This is a genomic window from Arthrobacter sp. Cza30 (assembly GCF_059090765.1).
On sequence record NZ_JBNHGA010000001.1, the window covers coordinates 670,658 to 689,999 of the forward strand.

Below are 19,342 nucleotides of genomic sequence, written 5' to 3' on the forward strand. Positions count from 1 at the left end.
CCGAAGCGACGCCGCGTGTTCGCGGTGATCAGGCCGTCCGGCGGCGCCGGAACACGGCCAGCGCCCCGAGAAGGAGCAGCATTCCGCCCAGGAGGGCCAGGAAGGTGGCATCCGCGCCCGACCCGGTCTGCGCGAGCGACCCGCCGGCTGCGGCCCCGGCGACGTACCGGAAGCCGTCCTCCAGCACGCCCGTCCCGCATGTGCCTGCGCCGACGACGGTGACATCGACCGTCCCGGCGGTCGCCGCCTTCGGCGTCAGGGCGCGGATCGTGGTGTCGTTCACCACTTGGAACTCCGTGGCCGGGATGCCGCCGAACAGCACGGCGGTGGCGCCGGTGAAGCACTGCCCCGTGATGGTCACGATGGTGCCGCCACCGGTCGGTCCCGTGCCGGGTCGGGTGCCGTCGACATCGGTGACCGGGTAGTACACGAACGAGCCGGGGTCGCTGATGCCGTCCGGGCCGGTCACGAGAACCAGCGCCGGACCCGGGGTGCCCGGAGGCGTCGTCACCCGGATCTCGGTGTCGCTGACCACCGTGAGGTCGGTGCCCGGCACGCCGTCGAAGGTCACGGAGGTCACGCCGGTGAAGTTCCACCCCGTGATGGTGACGGCGGTTCCGCCTGTCTCGGGGCCCGAGGCGGGCTCGAGCGAGGTGATGACCGGCTCGTCCAGGTACTCGTACCCGTCGGGCAGCGTGTCCTCGCCGCACGCGGCGGAGCCCACGACCGTGATGTCGACGATCCCCACGCCGGCAGGGGCGACCGCGGTGATCTGCGTGTCGCTGACGACGGTGAAGCTCATGGCCGGCCTGTCGCCGAAGAGCACCTCGGTCGCCCCTGTGAAGCACGAGCCGGTGATGGTGACCGTGTTCCCGCCTGCCTCCGGTCCGATCTCGGGCTCCACGCCGTCGATCTCGGTGCCCGGAACGAAGGTGAACCGGCCCGCGTCGGCATCCGCCACGGGGTGCTGCACGACGACCGGCACGGTGGCGGGGGCGTGCGCCGGGGTCGTCACCCGGATCTCGGTGTCGCTGACGACGGTGAAGCCGGTGCCGGGGATGCCGTCGAAGGTCACGCCGGTCGCCCCGGTGAATCCTTCGCCGGTGATCGTGGCGAGGGTGCCGCCGTCCTCCGGTCCGGAGGTCGGGCTCAGGTCGGCGACCGTCGGCACGTCGAGGTAGTCGAAGTCACCGGCGCCGACGTCGCCGCCCGGGTGCTGCACGCTCACGGGCGCGAGGCCGGGGACGTGCGCCGGAGTCGTCACCCGGATCTCGGTGTCGCTGACGACGGTGAAGCCGGTGCCCGGGATGCCGTCGAAGGTCACGCCGGTCGCGCCGGTGAAGCCCTCGCCGGTGATCGTCACGACGGTGCCGCCGGTCTCCGGACCTGAGGTGGGCTCGAGGTCGGCGACGACGGGGGGTGCGATGTACTCGTAGGCATCCTCCACCACGGCAGTGCCGCAGTCACCGGCGCCGACGACGCTCACGTCGACGATGCCGGTGCCGGCGGGCACGATGGCGGTGATTCGCGTGTCGCTGTTCACGACGAAGCCGGTCGCGGCGGTGCCGCCGAACAGCACCGCCGTCGCGCCGGTGAAGCAGTCGCCGGTGATGACGACCTCGTCGCCTCCTGCCTCGGGGCCGGAGCCCGGCTCGACGCCGTCGATCTCCGCCACGTCGAAGTACTCGAACTCCATCGGCTCGGACGGTCCCACCTCGTTGGTCACGACCACGTCGACGACGCCCGGGGCGTGCGGCGGGGTGACCACCGTGATCTCGGTGTCGTTCACGACGGTGAAGGGCACCTCAACGCCGTCGACGGTCACGGAGGTGGTGCGGGTGAAGTCGTCACCGGTGATGGTCACGGAGGTGCCCCCGGTCTCGGGGCCGCGACCCGGCACGATCGACGTCAGCACCGGCGCATCCGGCTCGACGTAGGTGAAGGCATCCTCCTGTGTCGCGTCGCCGCACTCGGTGGGGTTCACCACGGTCACGTCCACGGGGCCGACGGCGCCCGCGGGCGCGAGCACCCGGATCTCGGTGTCGCTGACGACCGTCAGGTCCGTCCCGGGCTGGTCGCCGAAGAGCACCTGCGTCGCACCGGTGAAGCACGTGCCGGTGATCGTGACCGGGTCGCCACCGGCGGTCGAGCCGCTGTCAGGCGCGATCCCGTCGATGCGGGTGACGTTGTAGTAGGTGAAGGTGAGGGTGGACGTCGAACCCTCGGAGTTCGTGACCGTCACGGGAACGGCGCCGGGCGCGGCCTGCGACGGCGCGGTCGTGCGGATGTCGCCGTCCGGGTCGATCGTGAAGGACTCCACCGGCACTGTGCCGAAGAGGATCTCGGTGACATCGCCGAGATTGTCGCCCGTGATCGTCACATCGGTGCCGCCGGTGAGCGGTCCGCGCACGGGCGTCATGGCGAGGTTCGCGGGGACGACGAGCGGGATGGCGCGCACGGTCGCCGAGGCCAGATCCAGGGCGATCGCGCCGCCCGTGATGCCCGGGGCGACTGTCAGGGCGACGGCGCGCTGGGTGAAGGAGCCTGCGTCCAGGCCGTTGGGATCGCGGAACTCTCCCTGCTCCTCCTGCACGTTCACGACGATCGTCACGACCCGGTTCAGGGCGGCCAGCACCGGCTGCAGGGCGCTCACCGCGCTCGTGAGCGTGGCGGTGAGGGATCCTTCCAGCGCCTCCACGTTCGAAGTCGTGCCGACGACGGCGCCGACGGCCGGCACGATGGTGCCCAGCACGTAGCCCGTGATCGGCGTGAGAAGCGACCCCACGGGTAGGCCGGCGATGTCGGTGCCCTCGAGCGACACGGCGGGGGGCGCGGAGCCCGGGGTGCCGAGGAAGCCGCCGAGCGTTCCGTCGATCGTGATGGCGAGGTTCCCGATCGGAAGGACCGTGCGGACCCCCGCGGCGATCGAGATGTCGAGGCTCGTGGTGTTCAGCACGGTGTCGAGGGCCGAGGACAGCGCCGTCGGCAGCTGGTCGGTGAGGATGTCGCTGAGCGCCTCGGCGATCGTGGGGTTCAGTCCGGCATCCGAGAGCAGCGTCGTGTTCGCGGGAAGGTCGTTGAGCGCGTACAGCTCGTCGAGGTCGATGACGATCTCGCCGCTGCCCAGCGTCAGGGAGAGCGGTCCGGAGACGAAGCGGTCGTCCGAGACGGCGTCGAGGGCCGCGCCCAGGTCGGCCGAGAGCGTCGCGGCGACGGAAGGATCGTCGAGGTCGACCAGACCCAGGAGCAGGCCCTCCAGGATGGCGTCGATCCCGCCCAGCAGTCCGCCGACGGTCGTGTCGATGGGGCCGCCGTCGCCGGCGAGCGCGTTGACGCTGGTGCTCGTCGACGCGAGAGTCGCGTCGAGGCTCTGCGCGACCTCGCCCAGGACCGGCGAGGTGAGGGTGAGCTCGCCGCTGGCGATCTGGTAGTCGCTCGACACAGTCACCGCACCGGGAGCGCGGGTGGCCTGAGCGGATGCCGACACGGCGCCGAGCTCCAGGGACAGCGTGTCGATCAGCGCGTCGACGCCGACGGCCTCGAGCACCGGGCCGAGGTTGAGGGTGGTGTTCTCACCGGGCGCTCCCGTGCCCGCCTGGATGGCGCCGTCGGAGCCGATGAGGCCCGATGAGGCGAACGCGTTCCCGACGACCGCGCGGCCATACTGACCGGTTGCGCCGAGAGTGAGGACGTCGTTGCCGCCGAACAGCTGCATGCCCAGACCCAGGTCGATCAGGCTGAGCGCCGTCGAGTCGATGGCGGCGTCGGCCACGCCTCCGGGCGGAAGGTCCCGGTAGGCACCGGCGAGAGCGGCGACGGCATCGAGGTCGACCAGGCCGCCGCCGGAGAGGAACAGGCCCTCGGCTTCGGCCCGGTCGTCCGCCGCGGCGAGGGCCGCGCCACCGCCGAGGGTGGTGAGGACGATGCCCGTCACGACGCCTGCCGCCGCGGCGGCTGTCACCCGTCGCGGGCTGCGCTTGTCACCCCCTCTCGATCTCGACGACGTCCAAAGCGATCGCGGTTCGAGCATGTCGACTCCAAGTCGGGGCGTCCTCGCGGACTGGGGACCCGCAAGGTGGCTGCGCGCGCGTCGCGAGCTGGGACTCGCAGGAGGGCTGCGCACGGCCGCGCCTCGAACCTAGGGTTCCGACGCGCGCCTTTCGGGGCCGTTTCGCGGACTTCAGTCGATCCTGAGGCGCTGTTTGCCGACTGTTAGGGGTATCCCTGGGTTTCCACTGGCCATCTCACGCCGGCCTCCCGTGGGGAGCCGGGCTGTCAAGCCCCGTGTGAGAGCCCGTGCGGACCGGGATCCTGGTAGCGATCCGAGGAGGACTTCTTCATGACCGACCCCGCGTCCGAACCCCACGGCCCCGAGAAGCTGCCCGATCAGCAGCCGGCCGACCCGACAGACCTCACCAACCAGCCGGCGCTGCAGTCCGGCGCGACGTCTCGCTGGCTCGTGCCGGCCGCAGTGCTGACCCTGATCGCGCTCGTGCTGTATGCCTGGGCGTTCTCGCTGCAGCTGATCCTGCCGATCATCGGCATCGTCTACGTGCTCGTGATGCTCGCGCTGATGATCCTCGTGTCGCGCCGGCGGGGAGACGCTCGGCGCAAGAACGTGCGTCTGGCGTGGTACATGGGTGCGCTCGCGGCCGGGGCCCTCATCGTCTTCCTCGGCATCTACGCTGTCGAGATCCTTCGGGTCGCGCCGAACGGCTGAGGCCACCCTTGTCTTTTCTATCGAAGAACGATAGCTTGAAGCCGTTCTTCGATAGAAAGGTACGCCGGTGGGAAGAAAAACCATCCTGGCGCTGCGCGTCGTGATCGCGCTGTCGCTGCTGGGCTCGCTGTTCGTGCAGACGGTCCTCCTGCCGCTGATCTGGATCGACCTCGAGGGCGCGGAACTGTGGGCTCGCATCGCGTTCGTGACGATCGCGGCGCTGTGGATCGTGACGCTGCAGGTCACCGCCATCTGCATCTGGCAGCTGCTGACCCTGGTCCGCCGCGGCGCGGTGTTCTCGTCGGCATCCTTCCGTTATGTCGACGTCATCATCGGTGCCATCGCCGCCGCCGCCGTCCTCACCTTCGCCCTCGCCGTCCTGCTCGCGCCCGGGCCGACCGCGCCCGGCGTCGTCGGGCTGGTGTGCGGGGCGGCGCTGGTGACGGCGGGCGTCGCCCTGGTCATCGTCGTGATGCGGATGCTGCTGGCCCAAGCGGTCGACCGCGAGTCCGAAGCGCGCCGCCTGCGCTCCGAGCTGGACGAGGTGATCTGATGCCCATCATCGTCGACATCGACGTCATGCTGGCCCGACGCAAGATGGCCGTCGGGACCCTCGCCGAGCGCGTCGGCATCACGCCGGCCAATCTCGCAGTGCTCAAGAACGGTCGTGCCAAGGCTGTGCGGTTCACGACGCTCGATGCTCTGTGCGAGGTGCTGCAATGTCAGCCCGGCGACCTGCTGCGCTGGGAACCCGACCAGGCCGCGACGGCGGAACCGGAAGAGCGCGGTCTGGCCGAGTCGTCGGCCTGATCGGGGGCGGACGCCTCAGACGCGTTGGAGTGTGTCGCGGGGGTGCACGCCGTATTCGGCGCGATAGTACGTGGCGAAGCGCGACACGTGAAGGAAGCCCCAGCGGCGCGCGATCTGCGCCACCGATCCGACGCCGCGCACGAGGTCGTCGTGGGCTCCGGCGATGCGCGCACGGCGAAGGTACTCGCGGGGCGAGACGCCGAACTCGCGCTTGAACGCGTACTGGAGGCCTCGGGTGGAGATGTGCACCGACTGCGCCACGTCGTCGATGGTGATCGGCAGACGCGCGTGCTCATCCATGAAGGCCGCGGCCCGTCGCGCCGTCGTCGGCGCCGGCGACCGCTGCGCCGGGCTCTCGAGGGCGCGCAGGAAGGTCGTGGGGAACGTGGTGAGCGTCGTGACGAGCGCGTGGCGGGTCAGCTCGGCTTCGAGCAGCGCGTGGGTCTCGCCGGGGGCCGCGAGCGTCGCGAGAGACGTGTGGACATGCCGGTGCACGTTCTCCCACAGGGCTCCAGCGGTGGAACTGATCGGCGACGAATCGGTGACCCGGAGCTCGAGGCGATCGTCTCCCGTGAGCCGACGGGCGAGCTGCTGCGCGGCCGCGCGGTGGAAGACGAAGGCGCGCACCTCCGCCATGTCTTCCCAGCCCACGAGCACCGGCGCGTCCGAGCAGGCCCACGGCGACCGTGGATCCAGGTCGCGCCGAGCTTCGTTCACCCAGCCGTCCTCGACGACCACTCGGCATGCGAGGAGCTGATCCTCAGGCTGCACGGTCGACCGGACACCGGCTGAGAGCTCGTAGCGGATGACGCTGAAGTCGGCCACCTGTGCCGACGCCCAGGCGAATCGGCAGCGCTGGGGATCGAGCGCCTGAACACGCGCCGAAGGGACGAACTCCGACCACGTCTCCTGCACCGTCTCCACATCGCTGCTGGAGCGTCGGAGTACGTGCGGCATCGGGTCCGAGGTTATCGCAGGCGGGGCGTACGGCAGCGGTCCGGAACACCTCGGCAGGCGCGTGACCGCGTCTCTTTGCCATCCGCGGTCGCCTCGCGCAACCCCCTCTGCACCGGGAGGGATCCGGGTGAGAGTCGAAGGAGACCGAGGAGGACCGAATGAAAGCCATGACGTATCGCGGGCCCTACAAACTCCGCGTCGAGGAGAAGCCCGATCCCGTGATCGAACACCCGAACGACGCCATCGTCCGCGTCGAGCTGGCGGCCATCTGCGGATCGGACCTGCACCTGTACCACGGCATGATGCCCGACACCCGGATCGGCCACACGTTCGGCCACGAGTTCATCGGGACGGTCGAGGAGATCGGCCCGTCCGTGCAGAACCTCGCAGTCGGCGATCGCGTGCTGGTGCCGTTCAACGTCTACTGCGGCAGCTGCTTCTTCTGCGCGCGCGGCCTGTACTCCAACTGTCACAACGTGAACCCGAACGCCACGGCGGTCGGCGGGATCTACGGGTACTCGCACACCACGGGCGGGTACGACGGCGGTCAGGCGGAGCTCGTGCGTGTGCCTCTCGCGGACGTCGGGCCGTCGGTGATCCCCGACGACATCCATCCCGAGGACGCTCTTCTGCTGACGGATGCCTTCTCCACGGGCTACTTCGGCGCTCAGCTCGCCGACATCGAGGAAGGCGACACCGCGGTCGTGTTCGGTGCGGGCCCGGTGGGGCTGGCGGCCGCACGATCGTGCTGGCTCATGGGCGCGGGACGAGTCATCGTCGTCGATCACCTCGACTACCGGCTGCGCAAGGCCGAGGAGTTCGCGTTCGCCGAGACGATCAACTTCGGCAAGGTCGGCGACATCGTGCGCGAGCTCAAGTACGCCACGGGCGGGCTGGGCGCGGACGTCGCGGTCGAGGCGGTGGGCGCCGAAGCCGACGGTCACGTGCTGCAGCACGTGACCTCCGCCAAGCTGAAGCTGCAGGGCGGCTCGCCGGTGGCGCTGAACTGGGCCATCGACTCCGTCCGCAAAGGCGGCACGGTCTCTGTCATGGGAGCCTTCGGGCCCATCTTCAGCGCGGTCAAGTTCGGCGATGCCGTGAACAAGGGGCTGACGATCCGGACCAACCAGGCACCGGTGAAGCGCCAGTGGCCGCGCCTGTTCGAGCACATCCGCGCCGGGCACATCTCGCCGCGCGACATGATCACGCACCGGTTCCCCCTCGACGACATCGCCGAGGCGTACCACGTGTTCTCATCCAAGCTCGACGACATCATCAAGCCGATCGTCGTTCCGGCCCCCTGACCGCCGGCGCCGCACACATCACGCCCTGACGACTCACTCGGAGGAATCATGCCGTACACCGCAGACAAGCCCATCCCGCCGCCGGACAGCTCCTCGCTGCGCGAGCGCATCCCCGGCTGGGGTGCCGACCTCGATCCGGCCAACCGGCCGGCGTTCCCTCACGAGCAGCCGGGCATCCCGACCGGCGCCCACTGGGAGCTCCCGGAACAGCAGCCCGAGAAGCAGCCGCGCGAACGGTCCGTCGAGCACACGCGACTGACGCCGGTCTTCGGCACGGCGCAGCCGCTGCACGGGCTCTCGGGAAGGATCCGCCGCTTCGCGTACGACACCTACAGCGAAGGTCAGGCAGCGCACTGGCTGCTGCTCATCGTGGGCGACCGCGTGGACGCCATCACGTCGCATCTGCGATCGTTCGTCTCCGCTCGCCCGGATGAGCCCATCTCGCAGTCGGGCATCCTGGGTGAGCGCGGTCGCCGTCCGGTCGCGTCCCGGGTGGCGCCGGGACGCATCGACCTCAAGCACACCTGGCTCGACCCGATCCTCGTGGTGGGCCCATGGCTCCTCGTCGCCTACGGGGTGTTCAAGGTCGGCAAGGCGATCGTGAGGCCGGGCTCGCGGCGATCGTCGTGATCCGTTCCGGCGGGTCGCCGGCGGCTGAGGCCGCTCGAGCGACGCGCTGACGCGATCGCGCCGGCATCCTCCTGTCGTCAGGGGATGCCGGCGCGATGCTGTGATGCTGTTCGCCGTCGCGGCTGTCAGTCCTTACGAAGGGCGTCGCCCTTGTGCGCCGCGCGCTTGCCGCTCTTGTCCGACTCGACGATGTAAGACGGCTCGTCCTCCGAGGCGGTGAAGTGCTGTCCGTCGAAGGTGAAGTCCTTCGTGCGGCGCTCGACGATATGGCCGTGTGTGCGGCCCTGCGAGGTCTTCCAGCTCACCCGGTCGCCCTTGGACAGATTCTTCGTCATGGCCGTCTGGTCACCGCGGCACGTCGCCGCGCCACGCGCCGGTCTCGTGGCCGGTCTTCTCGATGAACTTCTTGAAGTTCTCGAGGTCCTTCTTCACGGCGTGCTTCCCAGCGCCCACGAGCGAACCGAGCTTCTCGATCGCGTCCGCCGGCTCCCAGTCGATCTGCACGGTGACGCGCGAGGAGTCGTCGTCGAGCTTGTGGAACGTCACGACGCCGGCGTGCGCGGTGTCGCCGCTGGTGCTGCGCCACGCGACCCGCTCATCCGGGTGCTGCTCGGTGATCTCGGCGTCGAACTCGCGCTCGAACATGCCGACCTTCACCTTCCAGCGCAGATGCGTGTCGTCGTACTGCGTGATGGACTCGACCTCGTCGAGGAAGTGGGGGAAGCTCTCGAACTGCGTCCACTGGTTGTAGGCGGTCGTGACGGGAACGTTGACGTCGATGCTTTCGATGATCTGGCTCATGGCTTCTCCTGAGTGGGGTCGGTGCCGGTCGGTCGAATGTCAGGATTCGGGTGGGACCGGGAAGGTCGGCTCTTGCGGATTCGGCGCCGGCGGCTCCTCCGGCGTCGGCGCCAGGGGCTCGCTCGGATAGGGGCGTTCCGGTTCAGGCACCGACGGCTCGCTCGGCATCGGCGCGCCAGGTGTCGGCGCCCCGGGCGCCGTCGGGTCCGGGGGCATCTGGCCCGGCAGGGGCTCGGGCGATGTCGGATCGGTGGTGCTCACGGTTCCTCCTCGGGGCCGTACGGCCGACCGCCACGCTGGACGGGCGACGGCTCATGCTCCAGCATCCGCGGGCGGGGAGAGCGATCGCACCCCCTTGACCACGGCAGTCCTGCCGCGCTATCGCGCACGGACGGCTACGGTGGCTCCAAGCGGGGAGGAGGGGCGGATGTGGTCGCTGCAGTGATCATCCGCGTGGCGGACCTGATCATCCACGTCGCGCTGATCGTCCTGGGGTTCCTCATCGTCGACGCGGAGAACGCCAAGCTGACGATGGACCTGCTGGCCGTGTGGTCCGTACTGGGAACGCTCTACTGGCTCGCCGCGGTGATCGCGGTGGGATCGAGCGTGCGGCGCTCCCGCCCAGGTCTGCCGGGGTGGCTCTCGCGGTTCGAGCTGCACCCCGTGATCAGCATCATCGTGACCATCTCGACCTTCACCACGAGCGCCGTGGGCATCATCGCGGCGGTCGAGATCCTCGTGCTGAGGGATGACCCCGAATGGGCGGGGTGGGTGGAACCGGTGGCGGTGTGGGCGATGCTGCTCTCGTGGGCGCTGTTCCAATGGGGCTTCGCGCGGATCTACGAGCGCCGGTGCCGGCAGGACCCCACCCCTCAGCTGCACTTCCCTCGGACACCGGAGCCTCGCCTCGGGGACTTCGTGTACTTCTCCTACACGAACGCCACGACATTCTCGGTCTCGGATGTGCAGGTGCTCACGACGCGCATGCGCTGGACCGTGGTGTGGCACACCACCCTGAGCTTCTTCCTCAACGCCCTCATCATCGTGCTGGCGTTCAGCACGATCATCAGCGGGTGACAGGCGACGACGCCACCCGCGGAACGGGCGGCGTCGTCGACACCCTGCGTGAGCCGCTCAGCTCAGGCCGTTCTCCGCGAGCCAGTCCGTGGCGATGTCCTCCGACGAACGCTGCTCCTGCGTCGACTGCACGTTGAGGGCTACGAGACCTTCCGGAGTGAGAGCCGCGCTCACCTCGTTGATGACGTCCGCGATCTCGTCGGCGACGTCCTCGTTGACGAGCGGGACCACGTTCGAGGCGAGGAACAGGCCTTCGGGGTCCTCCAGCGTCACGAGGTCGTCCGTCTCGATGCGCGGGTCGGCGCTGTAGACGTTCGCAATCTGGATGTTCCCCGCCACAAGCTCGTCCACGGTGGTGTCGGCCGTCGCCTGGAACGTCACCGTGACTCCGTAGACCTCCTGCAGACCCTTCGGCCCGTACGGGCGCTCCTCGAGCTCGGGCGCGCCGCCGAGCACCAGGCCGTCGATCCCCGCGAGGTCGGCGATCGAGCTGACGTCGTTCTCCTCCGCGAACGCGGCTGTGACGTTGTAGGAGTCCTGGTCGGTCGCGGAGGACTGATCGAGCACCGTCAGGCCCTCGGGCAGCGCCTCCTGCAGCGCGGCGTAGACGTCGTCGCTGGTCGTCGCTGTGGTCTCGGGATCGAAGTACTGCAGCAGGTTGCCGGTGTACTCCGGGAAGAGGTCGATCGAGCCGTCCTCGATCGAGGGCATGTAGGCATCGCGCTGACCGATGTTGAACTGGCGTTCGACCTGGAACCCGGCGCCCTCGAGAGCCTGCGCGTAGATCTCGGCGATGATCTCGTTGGAGTAGTACGCCTGCGAGCCGACGACGATGGTCGACGTGTCGGCGGCCGCGCCGCCTCCCCCGCCCTGCAGCGGATCGGATGCCGCGCATCCGGCGAGGACGACCGAGGCGAGAGCCGTGGCGCCGAGTGCAAGCGTCAGGCGGCGGGTGCGTGTGGTGGGCATTGCGGAACCTCCGGGGTGGGTGGGGGTCAGGCGGAAGAGTCGGCGAGCAGAGTGCGGGCCTGCGAGCGGGCGGTGGCATGGGAACGATGACCGGCGGTGCGGGTGGCTGTGGACCGCGAGAGCAGCGCGAAGACGCCGTCCAGAACGAGGGCCAGGAGGATCACGACGATCGATGCGCCGAGAATCTGATCGAAGCGGCGGATGTTGATGCCCTGGATCAGGTAGAACCCGAGTCCGCCGAGGCCGACGTACGCCGCGATGGTCACGGTTGCGACCACCTGCAGCGTCGCGGAGCGCAGACCGCCGATGAGAAGAGACAGTCCGAGAGGCATCTCGATCCGGAACAGGATCTGCCACTGCGTCATTCCCATCGCCCGGCCGGCGTCGATCACCGACCGGTCGATGGCCTCGATGCCGGCGTAAGCGCCGGCGAGGATCGAGGGGATCGCCAGCAGCACGAACGCCGCCACCGCCGCTTCGGTCTTCTGCGTGACGCCCAGAACCATCACCAGGAGCGTGACCACGCCCAGGGCGGGCAGAGCGCGGGCGGCGCCGGACAGGAACACCGCGACTTCGCGTCCGCGGCCGGTGTGGCCGATCAGCCAGCCGAGCGGGATCGCGATCACGGCGGCGATCAGGACCGAGACGAAGGTGAATGCCAGGTGCTGCAGGATCGCGACAGGCAGGGGAAGGGCTCCGCCGAGGCGGTCGGAAGAGAGGATCCACACGAACGCGTCGATGAAGGGATTCATGCTGTCACCGCCCTCGCTCGAGGTGGTCGCGGCCGCGTCGCACTGGTCCACGGCATGAGGGCGCGTCCGAGCAGCACGAGCAGCAGATCGACGATCAGCGCCACGACGACGACCGCCACGACGCCGGCGAACACCTCCTCGACGATGCGCCGCTGGTAGCCGTTCGTGAACAGGTAGCCCAGGTTCTGAACGCCGACCAGGATTCCCACGGTGGCGAGCGAGATCGTCGAGACCGCCGTCACGCGCAGCCCGGCGAGGATCACCGGCCCCGCGAGCGGGAGGTCCACGGTCCAGAAGCGTCGCCACGGGCCGAAGCCCACCGCGACCGCGGCGCCACGCGCATCGGCATCGACCGAGCCGAGTCCGTCCGACACCGAGCGGGTCATGATCGCGACCGCATAGATCGTCAGCGCGATGACGACGTTCGACTCGGACAGCATGGGGATGCCGACGGCCGCGGGGATCAGCGCGAAAAGGCCGAAAGACGGCACCGTGTACAGCAGGCTCACCCCGGTCAGCACTCCGCCGCGCAGCCGGGTGTAGCGGAACGCCGCCCACCCGATCGGCAGCGAGATGAGGAATCCCACGGCGATCGCGATGGCGCTCTGACGCAGGTGGTCCACCGTCAGCTGCCCGATGAGATCCAGGTTGTCCAGCACCCAGTTCACGGGGCGTCCTCGACGAGCACGCCCTGGGTCCGTCCGGCCTCGTCGACCAGGACGGCGCCGCGCGGCGTCTGCTTGCGGCGCAGGGCGCGAGCGCCGCGCTCCACGCCGATGAACTCGGCGACGAAAGCGCTGGCCGGGTTCTCGATGATCTCGCTCGGGGTGCCGACCTGCGCGATCCGCGCGCCCTTCTGGAGGATCACCACCTGGTCGCCGAGGAGGAACGCCTCGTCGATGTCGTGGGTGACGAAGACGATCGTCTTGTCGAGCTCCTCCTGCAGCCGCAGCGTCTCGGCCTGCAGCTCCTTGCGCACGATCGGATCGACCGCGCCGAACGGCTCGTCCATCAGCAGGATGTTCGGGTCGACCGCCAGCGCGCGCGCGACGCCGACCCGCTGCTGCTGTCCTCCGGACAGCTGACCGGGGTAGCGGTCGGCGAGGGACCGGTCCAGCCCGACCACGTCCATCAGCTCCCGGGCACGCTCGCGCGCCTGGCGTCTCGGCACGCCGTTGAGGACCGGGACGGTGGCGATGTTGTCGACGACGGAGTAGTGCGGCAGCAGGCCTGCGTTCTGCAGCACGTAGCCGATGCCGCGCCGCAGCTTGACCGGGTCGCGCCGCGAGATCGGCTCGTCGTCGATGAGGATCTCCCCGGTCGTCGGCTCGACGAGGCGGTTGATCATCCGCAGCAGCGTCGTCTTGCCCGATCCGGACGAGCCCACGAGCACGGTGGTCTTGTGCGCAGGGAGGAATAGGCTGAAATCCTCGACAGCGGCAGGGCCGTCGCCGAAGCGCTTCGATACCGCGCGGAACTCGATCGCCATGCTGTCCTTTCGGCGGGATTCAAGGAAACCACAGGCGTCGGACATGGGCGCCGAACCTGTCGCACCCCGACGTCGGCCGGCGCCGCTACGTTGGGCGGATGAGCACACGCGAGTACGACCTCGTCGTCGTGGGAGCGGGGCCGGTCGGCGAGAACGTGGCCGATCGTGCCGTTCAGGGCGGATTGTCGGTGGCGGTCGTCGAGGGGGAGCTGGTCGGCGGCGAGTGCTCGTACTGGGCGTGCATCCCCTCCAAGGCGCTGCTCCGACCGCAGGCGGCGCTGCGAGCGGCGCGCGATGTCGAGGGTGCGAAGCAGGCGGTGACCGGATCGCCGGATGTCGCGGCGACGCTCGCCCGGCGCGATGCGATCGTCCACCACTGGGACGATGCGTCCCAGGTGAGGTGGCTGGAGGGCGCGGGAGTCCACCTTGTGCGCGGGCGGGGGAGGCTCAGCGGTGAAAGCCGGGTGACCGTGACGGAGGCCGACGGGCATGAGACGATCCTGATCGCCCGCCACGCCGTCGCCGTGTGCACGGGGTCGGATCCGCTCGTGCCCGACATCCCGGGTCTGCGTGAGGCCCGGCCATGGACGAGCCGGGACGCCACCGGCGTGCGCGAGGTCCCGGCATCCCTCGCGATCATCGGCGGCGGCGTCGTGGGCAGCGAGATGGCCACGCTCTTCGCGTCGCTGGGTACCGCGGTCACGGTCATCGCTCGGTCGGGACTGCTTCCCGCCGTCGAGCCGTTCGCCGGCGAGGCGGTCGCCGCGGCGCTGCGGGATGCCGGCGTCGAGGTCCGCACCGGTGCGGGCGTGGACCGCGTGCGTCGGAGCGAAGGCGGCGTCGTCCTGTCGCTCTCGGACGGCTCGCAGGTCCATGCCGATGACGTTCTCGTCGCCACCGGACGGGAGCCGCGCACGAAGGATCTCGGACTCGACGCCATCGGCCTGCAGCCCGGGGACTGGCTCGACGTGGACGACACGATGCGCGTGCGGGGGTACGACTGGCTCTACGCCGTGGGCGACGTCAATCACCGTGCGCTTCTGACCCACCAGGGCAAGTACCAGGCGCGCGCGGCCGGCGACATCATCGCCGCACGCGCACGGGGAGACGCGGTCGACGACGGCCCGTGGGGGAGGCATGTCGCGACGGCGGATCACGGGGTCGTGCCGCAGGTGGTCTTCACCGATCCCGAGGTCGCCGCGGTAGGGCATACCGAAGCGTCCGCGATCGCCGCGGGCATCGGCATCCGGGTGCTCGACTACGACCTGTCGTGGCTCTCCGGAGCCAGCACGCGCGCCGACCACTATCGCGGCCGCGCACGGGCGATCGTCGACGAGGCGAGGCGCGTGATCGTCGGCGCCACCTTCGTCGGACCCGACGTCGCCGAACTCCTGCATGCAGCCACGATCGCCATCGTGGGGGAGGTGCCGCTCGACCGGCTGTGGCACGCGGTGCCGTCGTTCCCCACTGTCAGCGAGGTGTGGCTCCGATGGCTCGAGGCGTACGGGCGCTGACCCTGCTCGTCGTCGCTCAGGGGCCGGGGTAGGGGCGCTCCTTGAGGATCGTCGCCAGGTGCGCCGCGTGTCGCGCGAGTGTCGCCGTGGTCGAGGCGACCTTCTCCGGTGTATCGAGGAGGTCTTTGTAGTCGGTCGTGTGCATGGCCTCGCCGTTCCAGTAGACCCCGCCCTGCGAGGGGACGTTGAATCCGACATCGACGAGGCCCTGATAGAGCGCCGCCGTGACCGCATGGGCGCCGTCCTCGTTGCCCACCACGACGGTCACCGCGACCTTGCTCGACAGGATCGGCCGTCCGTCGTCGTCGGTCTCGGAGATCTCCGCGTCCAGCCGCTCGAGCACGCGCTGGGCGACGCTGGACATGTGGCCCACCCACGTGGGGGTCGCCATAACGAGGATGTCGCTCTGCATCAGCTTCTCGCGGATCTGCGGCCATTGGTCGCCATCGCCCATGTCGGCGAGGACACCGGGCCTGATGTCGTGGTCCACGACACGCAGCTGCTCGCCATCGACGCCATGCTGATCCAGCGCGTCCAGCACCTGCTGGGCGAGCAACTGGCTGCTCGACGGCTCCGGCGACGGCTTGAGGGTGCAGTTCAGAGCGATTGCGCGAAGCATCGGTGATCCCTTCTCGTCCACCGGCACGCTAGCCACGGCAGCGACGATCAACGCAGGGTCTTGACACGCCGTGACCCGATCGGACGCCGACCACGTCGCCGCGAGCGTTATTCCAGTACTAGAGTATCGCCATGACGCTCACGCCCTCGGAGCTGGTGGTGCTCGGGCTCCTCGTCGAGAAGCCCCGGCACGGCTACGAGCTGGAGCAGACCATCGAGCAGCGCGGCATCCGGCAGTGGGCGCCATTGGCGTTCTCGTCCATCTACTACGTGCTCACCAAGCTCGAGAAGCGCGGCCTGGTCGCGGCGCACTCGTCGTCGAGCGCCAGAACGCGGCGGGTCTTCACCGCGACGGATGCCGGGCGTGCGGAGGCCTCCGCGGCCGTGATCCGGGTCATCGCTCATCCGGCATCGCTCGCCTCGCCGCTCGCGATCGGTCTGGCGAATGCTCCGCTGGCGGATGCGGAGGACTTCGCGGGCGCCATCCGGACGCGCATGGCGGCGCTGGACGCGCAACGCCGTGCCGTGGAGGCGGCGCGGTCGGCTCAGCACCCGGTGCCCGAGCCCGCGGAGTGGGTGTTCTCGTACTCGCTCGCCATGCTGATCGCCGAACACGACTGGCTGGCCGCAAGACTGGAGGACATGCGATGAAGATCGACTTCAAGAAGGAGATCCCCTCGTACCGCGCGCGGCGGGGCGTCTTCGAGGCCGTCGATGTGCCGCCGCTGCAGTACCTGATGGCCGACGGGCACGGGGATCCCAACGTCGTGGCCGACTACGGCGAGGTCGTCTCGGCGATCTACGCGGTGGCCTACCGCCTGAAGTTCTTCAGCAAGCGGGAGCTCGACCGCGACTACGCGGTGATGCCCCTGGAAGGCCTGTGGTGGGCGGACGACATGGCGTCGTTCACCGGCGCGCGCGACAAGTCCCGCTGGGACTGGACGATGCTCAACATGGTGCCCGACTGGATCACCGACGACCACTTCGAGCGCGCCCTCGAGGCGGCCGCGGCCGCGGACGAGCCCGCCCCCGGGCTGAGCCGGCTGCGGCTGGAGACCTACGCCGAGGGCTTGTCGGTGCAGACGCTGCATGTCGGCTCCTTCGACGACGAGGCGCCCGTGCTGGCGCAGCTGCACGACGAGGTCATCCCCGCACGTGGCCTGCGCATGACGGGCAGGCACCATGAGGTCTATCTGAGCGACCCTCGCCGCACGGAGCCGACCAGGCTGCGTACGATCCTCCGCCAGCCGGTCGCCCCGGAAGACGCCGACAGCGGCGACTGACGCGCAGCTGATTCGCACTCCGCCCTCTTGTTGACCGATATATCGGTATGTATCGTCAGAGCATCCGCAGCATCGAGGCGAGGAGGTTCATCATGAACGGTTCGTTCGGGGAAGAGCGGTTCGGCTCGCGCCACCGTGGGCCCGATATCACAGGGCTGGGCGCCGGCCTGTGGGAGGCGATGGACCAGTTGCGCGGCATGTTCGAGACGCGACCGAGCGGCACCCGGATGGGCAAAGGCGACGTCCGCGCTGCGGTCCTCGCGCTCTTGGCGGAGCGGCCGATGCACGGCTACCAGATCATCCACGAGATCGAGGAGCGCAGCGACGGGTCGTGGAAGCCGAGCCCGGGATCGGTCTATCCGACGCTGCAGCTGCTCGCCGACGAGGGCCTGATCAGGGCCGAGGAGTCCGGCGGTCGGAAGACCTACTCGCTCACCGAGGCCGGGCGCGCCGAGGCGGAAGGGGCCGAGGGACGGTCGGCGCCGTGGGAGTCCTCGGGAGCGCGCGAGTCCGGCCGAGCAACGGCGCTCCCCAAGGCCGGGGCCCGGCTGGCGCAGGCGGCGGCGCAGGTCGGAAGCAACGGCACAGCGGAACAGGTCCAGCAGGCGGTCGATGTGCTCGACGAGGCTCGCCGCAAGATCTACGCCATCCTCGCGCAGGACTGACCGGATGCCGCCGGAATGCCGGCAGCGGACCATCGGCTCCTGAAGGTGAGGTCGATGGCCGACGCCGATCATCTGCGCGCCCGCTATCGCCGCATCCTGCGCTTCGCGGCAAGGTACATGGTTCAGGCGTGGTGGTTCGAGCTGTTCCTGCCGCGCATCGGTCTGAGCGCACTCGCAGCCCGCGGTCGCGCGGGGCGTCTGCGCGGCATCGCCCGAAGCTTCCACGGACTGGCGGTCTCGCTCGGCGGACTCATGATCAAGGTCGGGCAGTTCATGTCATCGCGGCTCGACGTGCTGCCGCCCGAGATCACCAAGGAGCTGGAAGGCCTTCAGGACGAAGTGCCGCCGGTGCCGTTCGCCGCCATCCGCGCCTCGGCCGAGGCCGAACTCGGGATGCCGCTGGAACGGGCGTTCACGTACGTGGATCCCGTGCCGCTGGCCGCGGCTTCGCTCGGTCAGGCGCACCGGGCGCGACTGACCGAGGCTGACGCCGATGACGCGGGATTCGCTGACGTCGTCGTGAAGATCCAGCGGCCGCACATCGACGAGATCGTCGATGTGGATCTCGCGGCGCTGCGGCGGGTGGCGCGCTGGCTGATGCGGGTGCGGGTGATCTCCGAGCACGTCGACCTGCCGCATCTGGTCGAGGAGTTCGCCCACACCAGCCGGGAGGAGATCGACTACCTCCACGAGGCGCGCAACGCCGAGCGGTTCGCGGAGAACTTCGCCGATGACCCGCGCGTGTCCGTCCCGGAGGTGGCGTGGGAGCGAACGACGCGGCGGGTGCTGACTCTCTCTGACGTCAGCGCGATCAAGATCAACGACGTCGATGAGCTGCGTGCCGCAGGCATCGACCCGGCGCAGGTCGCGGCGGAGTTCGCCACGGTGATGTTCGACCAGCTGTTCGCCGACGGCTATTTCCACGCCGACCCCCATCCCGGGAACATCTTCGTCACTCCCACCGCTGCCGGTGAGGACCGGGGGTGGCGGTTCACGTTCATCGATTTCGGCATGATGGGCCACGTTCCGGACCGCCTCCGCCGCAGCCTGCAGCGGCTGATCATCGCCGTCGCAGCGCGCAACGGCCGTCAGATGGTCGAGAGCATCCGCGATGTCGGCGTGCTGCTTCCATCGGCCGACACGGTGCAGCTCGAGCGAGCCATGACGGAGTTGTTCGCGCGGTTCGGCGGCATGGGATTCGCCGAGCTGCAGAAGGTCGATCCGCGCGAGTTCCGCGACTTCGCGACCGAGTTCGGCGATGTCGTGCGCGCCATGCCCTTCCAGCTGCCGGAGAACTTCCTGCTCATCGTGCGGGCGGTCTCGCTCACCTCCGGCATGTGCAGCTCGCTCGACCCGGCGTTCAACATCTGGGATGCCGTCGAGCCGTATGCCGACCAGCTGATCCGCGACGAGCGCGGCACCTTCGTGCAGGAGCTCGGTAACGAGGCCACAGCGGTGGGCGGCATCCTGGCACGCCTGCCCCGCCGCCTCGATGACGCCCTCACGCGCCTGGACGACGGCCGGACCATCGTCGACACGCCACGCCTCGATCAGCGCATCCGCGGTCTGGAGCGCATGGGTCGTCGCCTGCTGTCGGCCGTGCTCTTCGCGGGGCTGCTGATCGGGGGAAGCGTGCTTCTTGCCACGGCGCGGATCTTCGGCGGTGTCCTGATGTCGCTGTCGACGGTCCCGCTGCTGCACGCCCTCCTCGCGGGCATCGTGGGCCGTCGCAGCCCGCGCTGACCCGGTGGTC

General features: G+C 69.6%; 21 protein-coding genes. 11 read left to right on the forward strand and 10 right to left on the reverse strand.

Going from position 1 to position 19,342, the window contains the following annotated elements:
* Positions 1–28: 28 nt before the first annotated feature.
* Positions 29–3,961 (reverse strand): IPT/TIG domain-containing protein, encoded by a 3,933-nt coding sequence (locus AC5RVZ_RS02915; RefSeq protein WP_494064271.1) that lies wholly within the window; start codon positions 3,959–3,961, stop codon positions 29–31.
* 378 nt (positions 3,962–4,339) lie between these two features.
* Here AC5RVZ_RS02915 and AC5RVZ_RS02920 point away from each other — a divergent pair, with 378 nt between their 5' ends.
* The 3 genes from AC5RVZ_RS02920 (at position 4,340) to AC5RVZ_RS02930 (ending at position 5,530) form a co-directional block, all read left to right on the forward strand.
* Positions 4,340–4,720 carry a hypothetical protein gene (locus tag AC5RVZ_RS02920; RefSeq protein WP_494064272.1) on the forward strand — a complete coding sequence of 127 codons (381 nt, stop codon included), beginning with the start codon at positions 4,340–4,342 and terminating at the stop codon, positions 4,718–4,720.
* A 67-nt stretch (positions 4,721–4,787) separates the two neighbouring features.
* Positions 4,788–5,273 carry a DUF2975 domain-containing protein gene (locus AC5RVZ_RS02925; protein WP_494064273.1) on the forward strand — a complete coding sequence of 162 codons (486 nt, stop codon included), beginning with the start codon at positions 4,788–4,790 and terminating at the stop codon, positions 5,271–5,273.
* The gene (locus tag AC5RVZ_RS02930; RefSeq protein ID WP_494064274.1) at positions 5,273–5,530 is read left to right on the forward strand and encodes a helix-turn-helix domain-containing protein; all 258 of its coding nucleotides are present in this window, start codon (positions 5,273–5,275) and stop codon (positions 5,528–5,530) included. Before AC5RVZ_RS02925 ends, AC5RVZ_RS02930 begins: the two co-directional genes overlap by 1 nt.
* Before the next feature lie 15 nt (positions 5,531–5,545).
* Here AC5RVZ_RS02930 and AC5RVZ_RS02935 read toward each other — a convergent pair whose 3' ends face one another.
* Positions 5,546–6,487 (reverse strand): helix-turn-helix transcriptional regulator, encoded by a 942-nt coding sequence (locus tag AC5RVZ_RS02935; RefSeq protein ID WP_494064275.1) that lies wholly within the window; start codon positions 6,485–6,487, stop codon positions 5,546–5,548.
* Between the two features lie 158 nt (positions 6,488–6,645).
* Here AC5RVZ_RS02935 and AC5RVZ_RS02940 point away from each other — a divergent pair, with 158 nt between their 5' ends.
* Positions 6,646–7,791, forward strand: a complete 1,146-nt coding sequence (locus AC5RVZ_RS02940) for a zinc-dependent alcohol dehydrogenase (protein WP_494064276.1) — start codon at positions 6,646–6,648, stop codon at positions 7,789–7,791.
* A gap of 48 nt (positions 7,792–7,839) precedes the next feature.
* The gene (locus AC5RVZ_RS02945) at positions 7,840–8,421 is read left to right on the forward strand and encodes a hypothetical protein (RefSeq protein ID WP_494064277.1); all 582 of its coding nucleotides are present in this window, start codon (positions 7,840–7,842) and stop codon (positions 8,419–8,421) included.
* Between the two features lie 125 nt (positions 8,422–8,546).
* Here the strand turns inward: AC5RVZ_RS02945 and AC5RVZ_RS02950 are convergent, their stop codons facing one another.
* From AC5RVZ_RS02950 to AC5RVZ_RS02960, 3 genes are read right to left on the reverse strand one after another with little or no spacing between them, the layout of a single operon-like run.
* The gene (locus AC5RVZ_RS02950; RefSeq protein WP_494064278.1) at positions 8,547–8,756 is read right to left on the reverse strand and encodes a hypervirulence associated TUDOR domain-containing protein; all 210 of its coding nucleotides are present in this window, start codon (positions 8,754–8,756) and stop codon (positions 8,547–8,549) included.
* A 10-nt stretch (positions 8,757–8,766) separates the two neighbouring features.
* Entirely contained in the window at positions 8,767–9,222 is a 456-nt protein-coding gene (locus tag AC5RVZ_RS02955) for an SRPBCC family protein (protein WP_494064279.1), read from the reverse strand.
* 39 nt (positions 9,223–9,261) lie between these two features.
* Positions 9,262–9,483 (reverse strand): hypothetical protein, encoded by a 222-nt coding sequence (locus tag AC5RVZ_RS02960; RefSeq protein ID WP_494064280.1) that lies wholly within the window; start codon positions 9,481–9,483, stop codon positions 9,262–9,264.
* 168 nt (positions 9,484–9,651) lie between these two features.
* Between AC5RVZ_RS02960 and AC5RVZ_RS02965 the strand changes: the two genes are divergently transcribed.
* The gene (locus AC5RVZ_RS02965; protein WP_494064281.1) at positions 9,652–10,299 is read left to right on the forward strand and encodes a DUF1345 domain-containing protein; all 648 of its coding nucleotides are present in this window, start codon (positions 9,652–9,654) and stop codon (positions 10,297–10,299) included.
* Between the two features lie 57 nt (positions 10,300–10,356).
* On the opposite strand, the gene AC5RVZ_RS02970 is transcribed toward AC5RVZ_RS02965, so the two are convergent.
* The 4 genes from AC5RVZ_RS02970 to AC5RVZ_RS02985 are packed head-to-tail and all read right to left on the reverse strand — an operon-like array spanning position 10,357 to position 13,509.
* Positions 10,357–11,268 carry an ABC transporter substrate-binding protein gene (locus AC5RVZ_RS02970; RefSeq protein ID WP_494064282.1) on the reverse strand — a complete coding sequence of 304 codons (912 nt, stop codon included), beginning with the start codon at positions 11,266–11,268 and terminating at the stop codon, positions 10,357–10,359.
* A 26-nt stretch (positions 11,269–11,294) separates the two neighbouring features.
* Entirely contained in the window at positions 11,295–12,020 is a 726-nt protein-coding gene (locus AC5RVZ_RS02975) for an ABC transporter permease (RefSeq protein WP_494064723.1), read from the reverse strand.
* Positions 12,017–12,688 (reverse strand): ABC transporter permease, encoded by a 672-nt coding sequence (locus AC5RVZ_RS02980; protein WP_494064283.1) that lies wholly within the window; start codon positions 12,686–12,688, stop codon positions 12,017–12,019. Before AC5RVZ_RS02980 ends, AC5RVZ_RS02975 begins: the two co-directional genes overlap by 4 nt.
* Positions 12,685–13,509, reverse strand: a complete 825-nt coding sequence (locus AC5RVZ_RS02985) for an ABC transporter ATP-binding protein (protein ID WP_494064284.1) — start codon at positions 13,507–13,509, stop codon at positions 12,685–12,687. Before AC5RVZ_RS02985 ends, AC5RVZ_RS02980 begins: the two co-directional genes overlap by 4 nt.
* Positions 13,510–13,607: 98 nt before the next feature.
* Between AC5RVZ_RS02985 and AC5RVZ_RS02990 the strand changes: the two genes are divergently transcribed.
* Complete coding sequence (locus AC5RVZ_RS02990; protein WP_494064285.1) at positions 13,608–15,023, forward strand: dihydrolipoyl dehydrogenase family protein; 1,416 nt, start codon at positions 13,608–13,610, stop codon at positions 15,021–15,023.
* A gap of 16 nt (positions 15,024–15,039) precedes the next feature.
* Here AC5RVZ_RS02990 and AC5RVZ_RS02995 read toward each other — a convergent pair whose 3' ends face one another.
* A complete protein-coding gene (locus AC5RVZ_RS02995; RefSeq protein WP_494064286.1) occupies positions 15,040–15,642 on the reverse strand; it encodes a flavodoxin family protein in 603 nt (200 codons plus the stop codon).
* A gap of 131 nt (positions 15,643–15,773) precedes the next feature.
* On the opposite strand from AC5RVZ_RS02995, the gene AC5RVZ_RS03000 reads away from it, so the two are divergent.
* The 4 genes from AC5RVZ_RS03000 (at position 15,774) to AC5RVZ_RS03015 (ending at position 19,332) form a co-directional block, all read left to right on the forward strand.
* Positions 15,774–16,292 (forward strand): PadR family transcriptional regulator, encoded by a 519-nt coding sequence (locus AC5RVZ_RS03000; protein ID WP_494064287.1) that lies wholly within the window; start codon positions 15,774–15,776, stop codon positions 16,290–16,292.
* Positions 16,289–16,924, forward strand: coding sequence for a GyrI-like domain-containing protein (locus AC5RVZ_RS03005; protein ID WP_494064288.1), 636 nt, complete (start codon positions 16,289–16,291; stop codon positions 16,922–16,924). Before AC5RVZ_RS03000 ends, AC5RVZ_RS03005 begins: the two co-directional genes overlap by 4 nt.
* Positions 16,925–17,016: 92 nt before the next feature.
* Positions 17,017–17,589, forward strand: a complete 573-nt coding sequence (locus AC5RVZ_RS03010) for a PadR family transcriptional regulator (RefSeq protein WP_494064289.1) — start codon at positions 17,017–17,019, stop codon at positions 17,587–17,589.
* Positions 17,590–17,643: 54 nt separating this feature from the next.
* Positions 17,644–19,332, forward strand: a complete 1,689-nt coding sequence (locus tag AC5RVZ_RS03015; RefSeq protein WP_494064290.1) for an ABC1 kinase family protein — start codon at positions 17,644–17,646, stop codon at positions 19,330–19,332.
* The last annotated feature ends 10 nt before the right edge of the window (positions 19,333–19,342 follow it).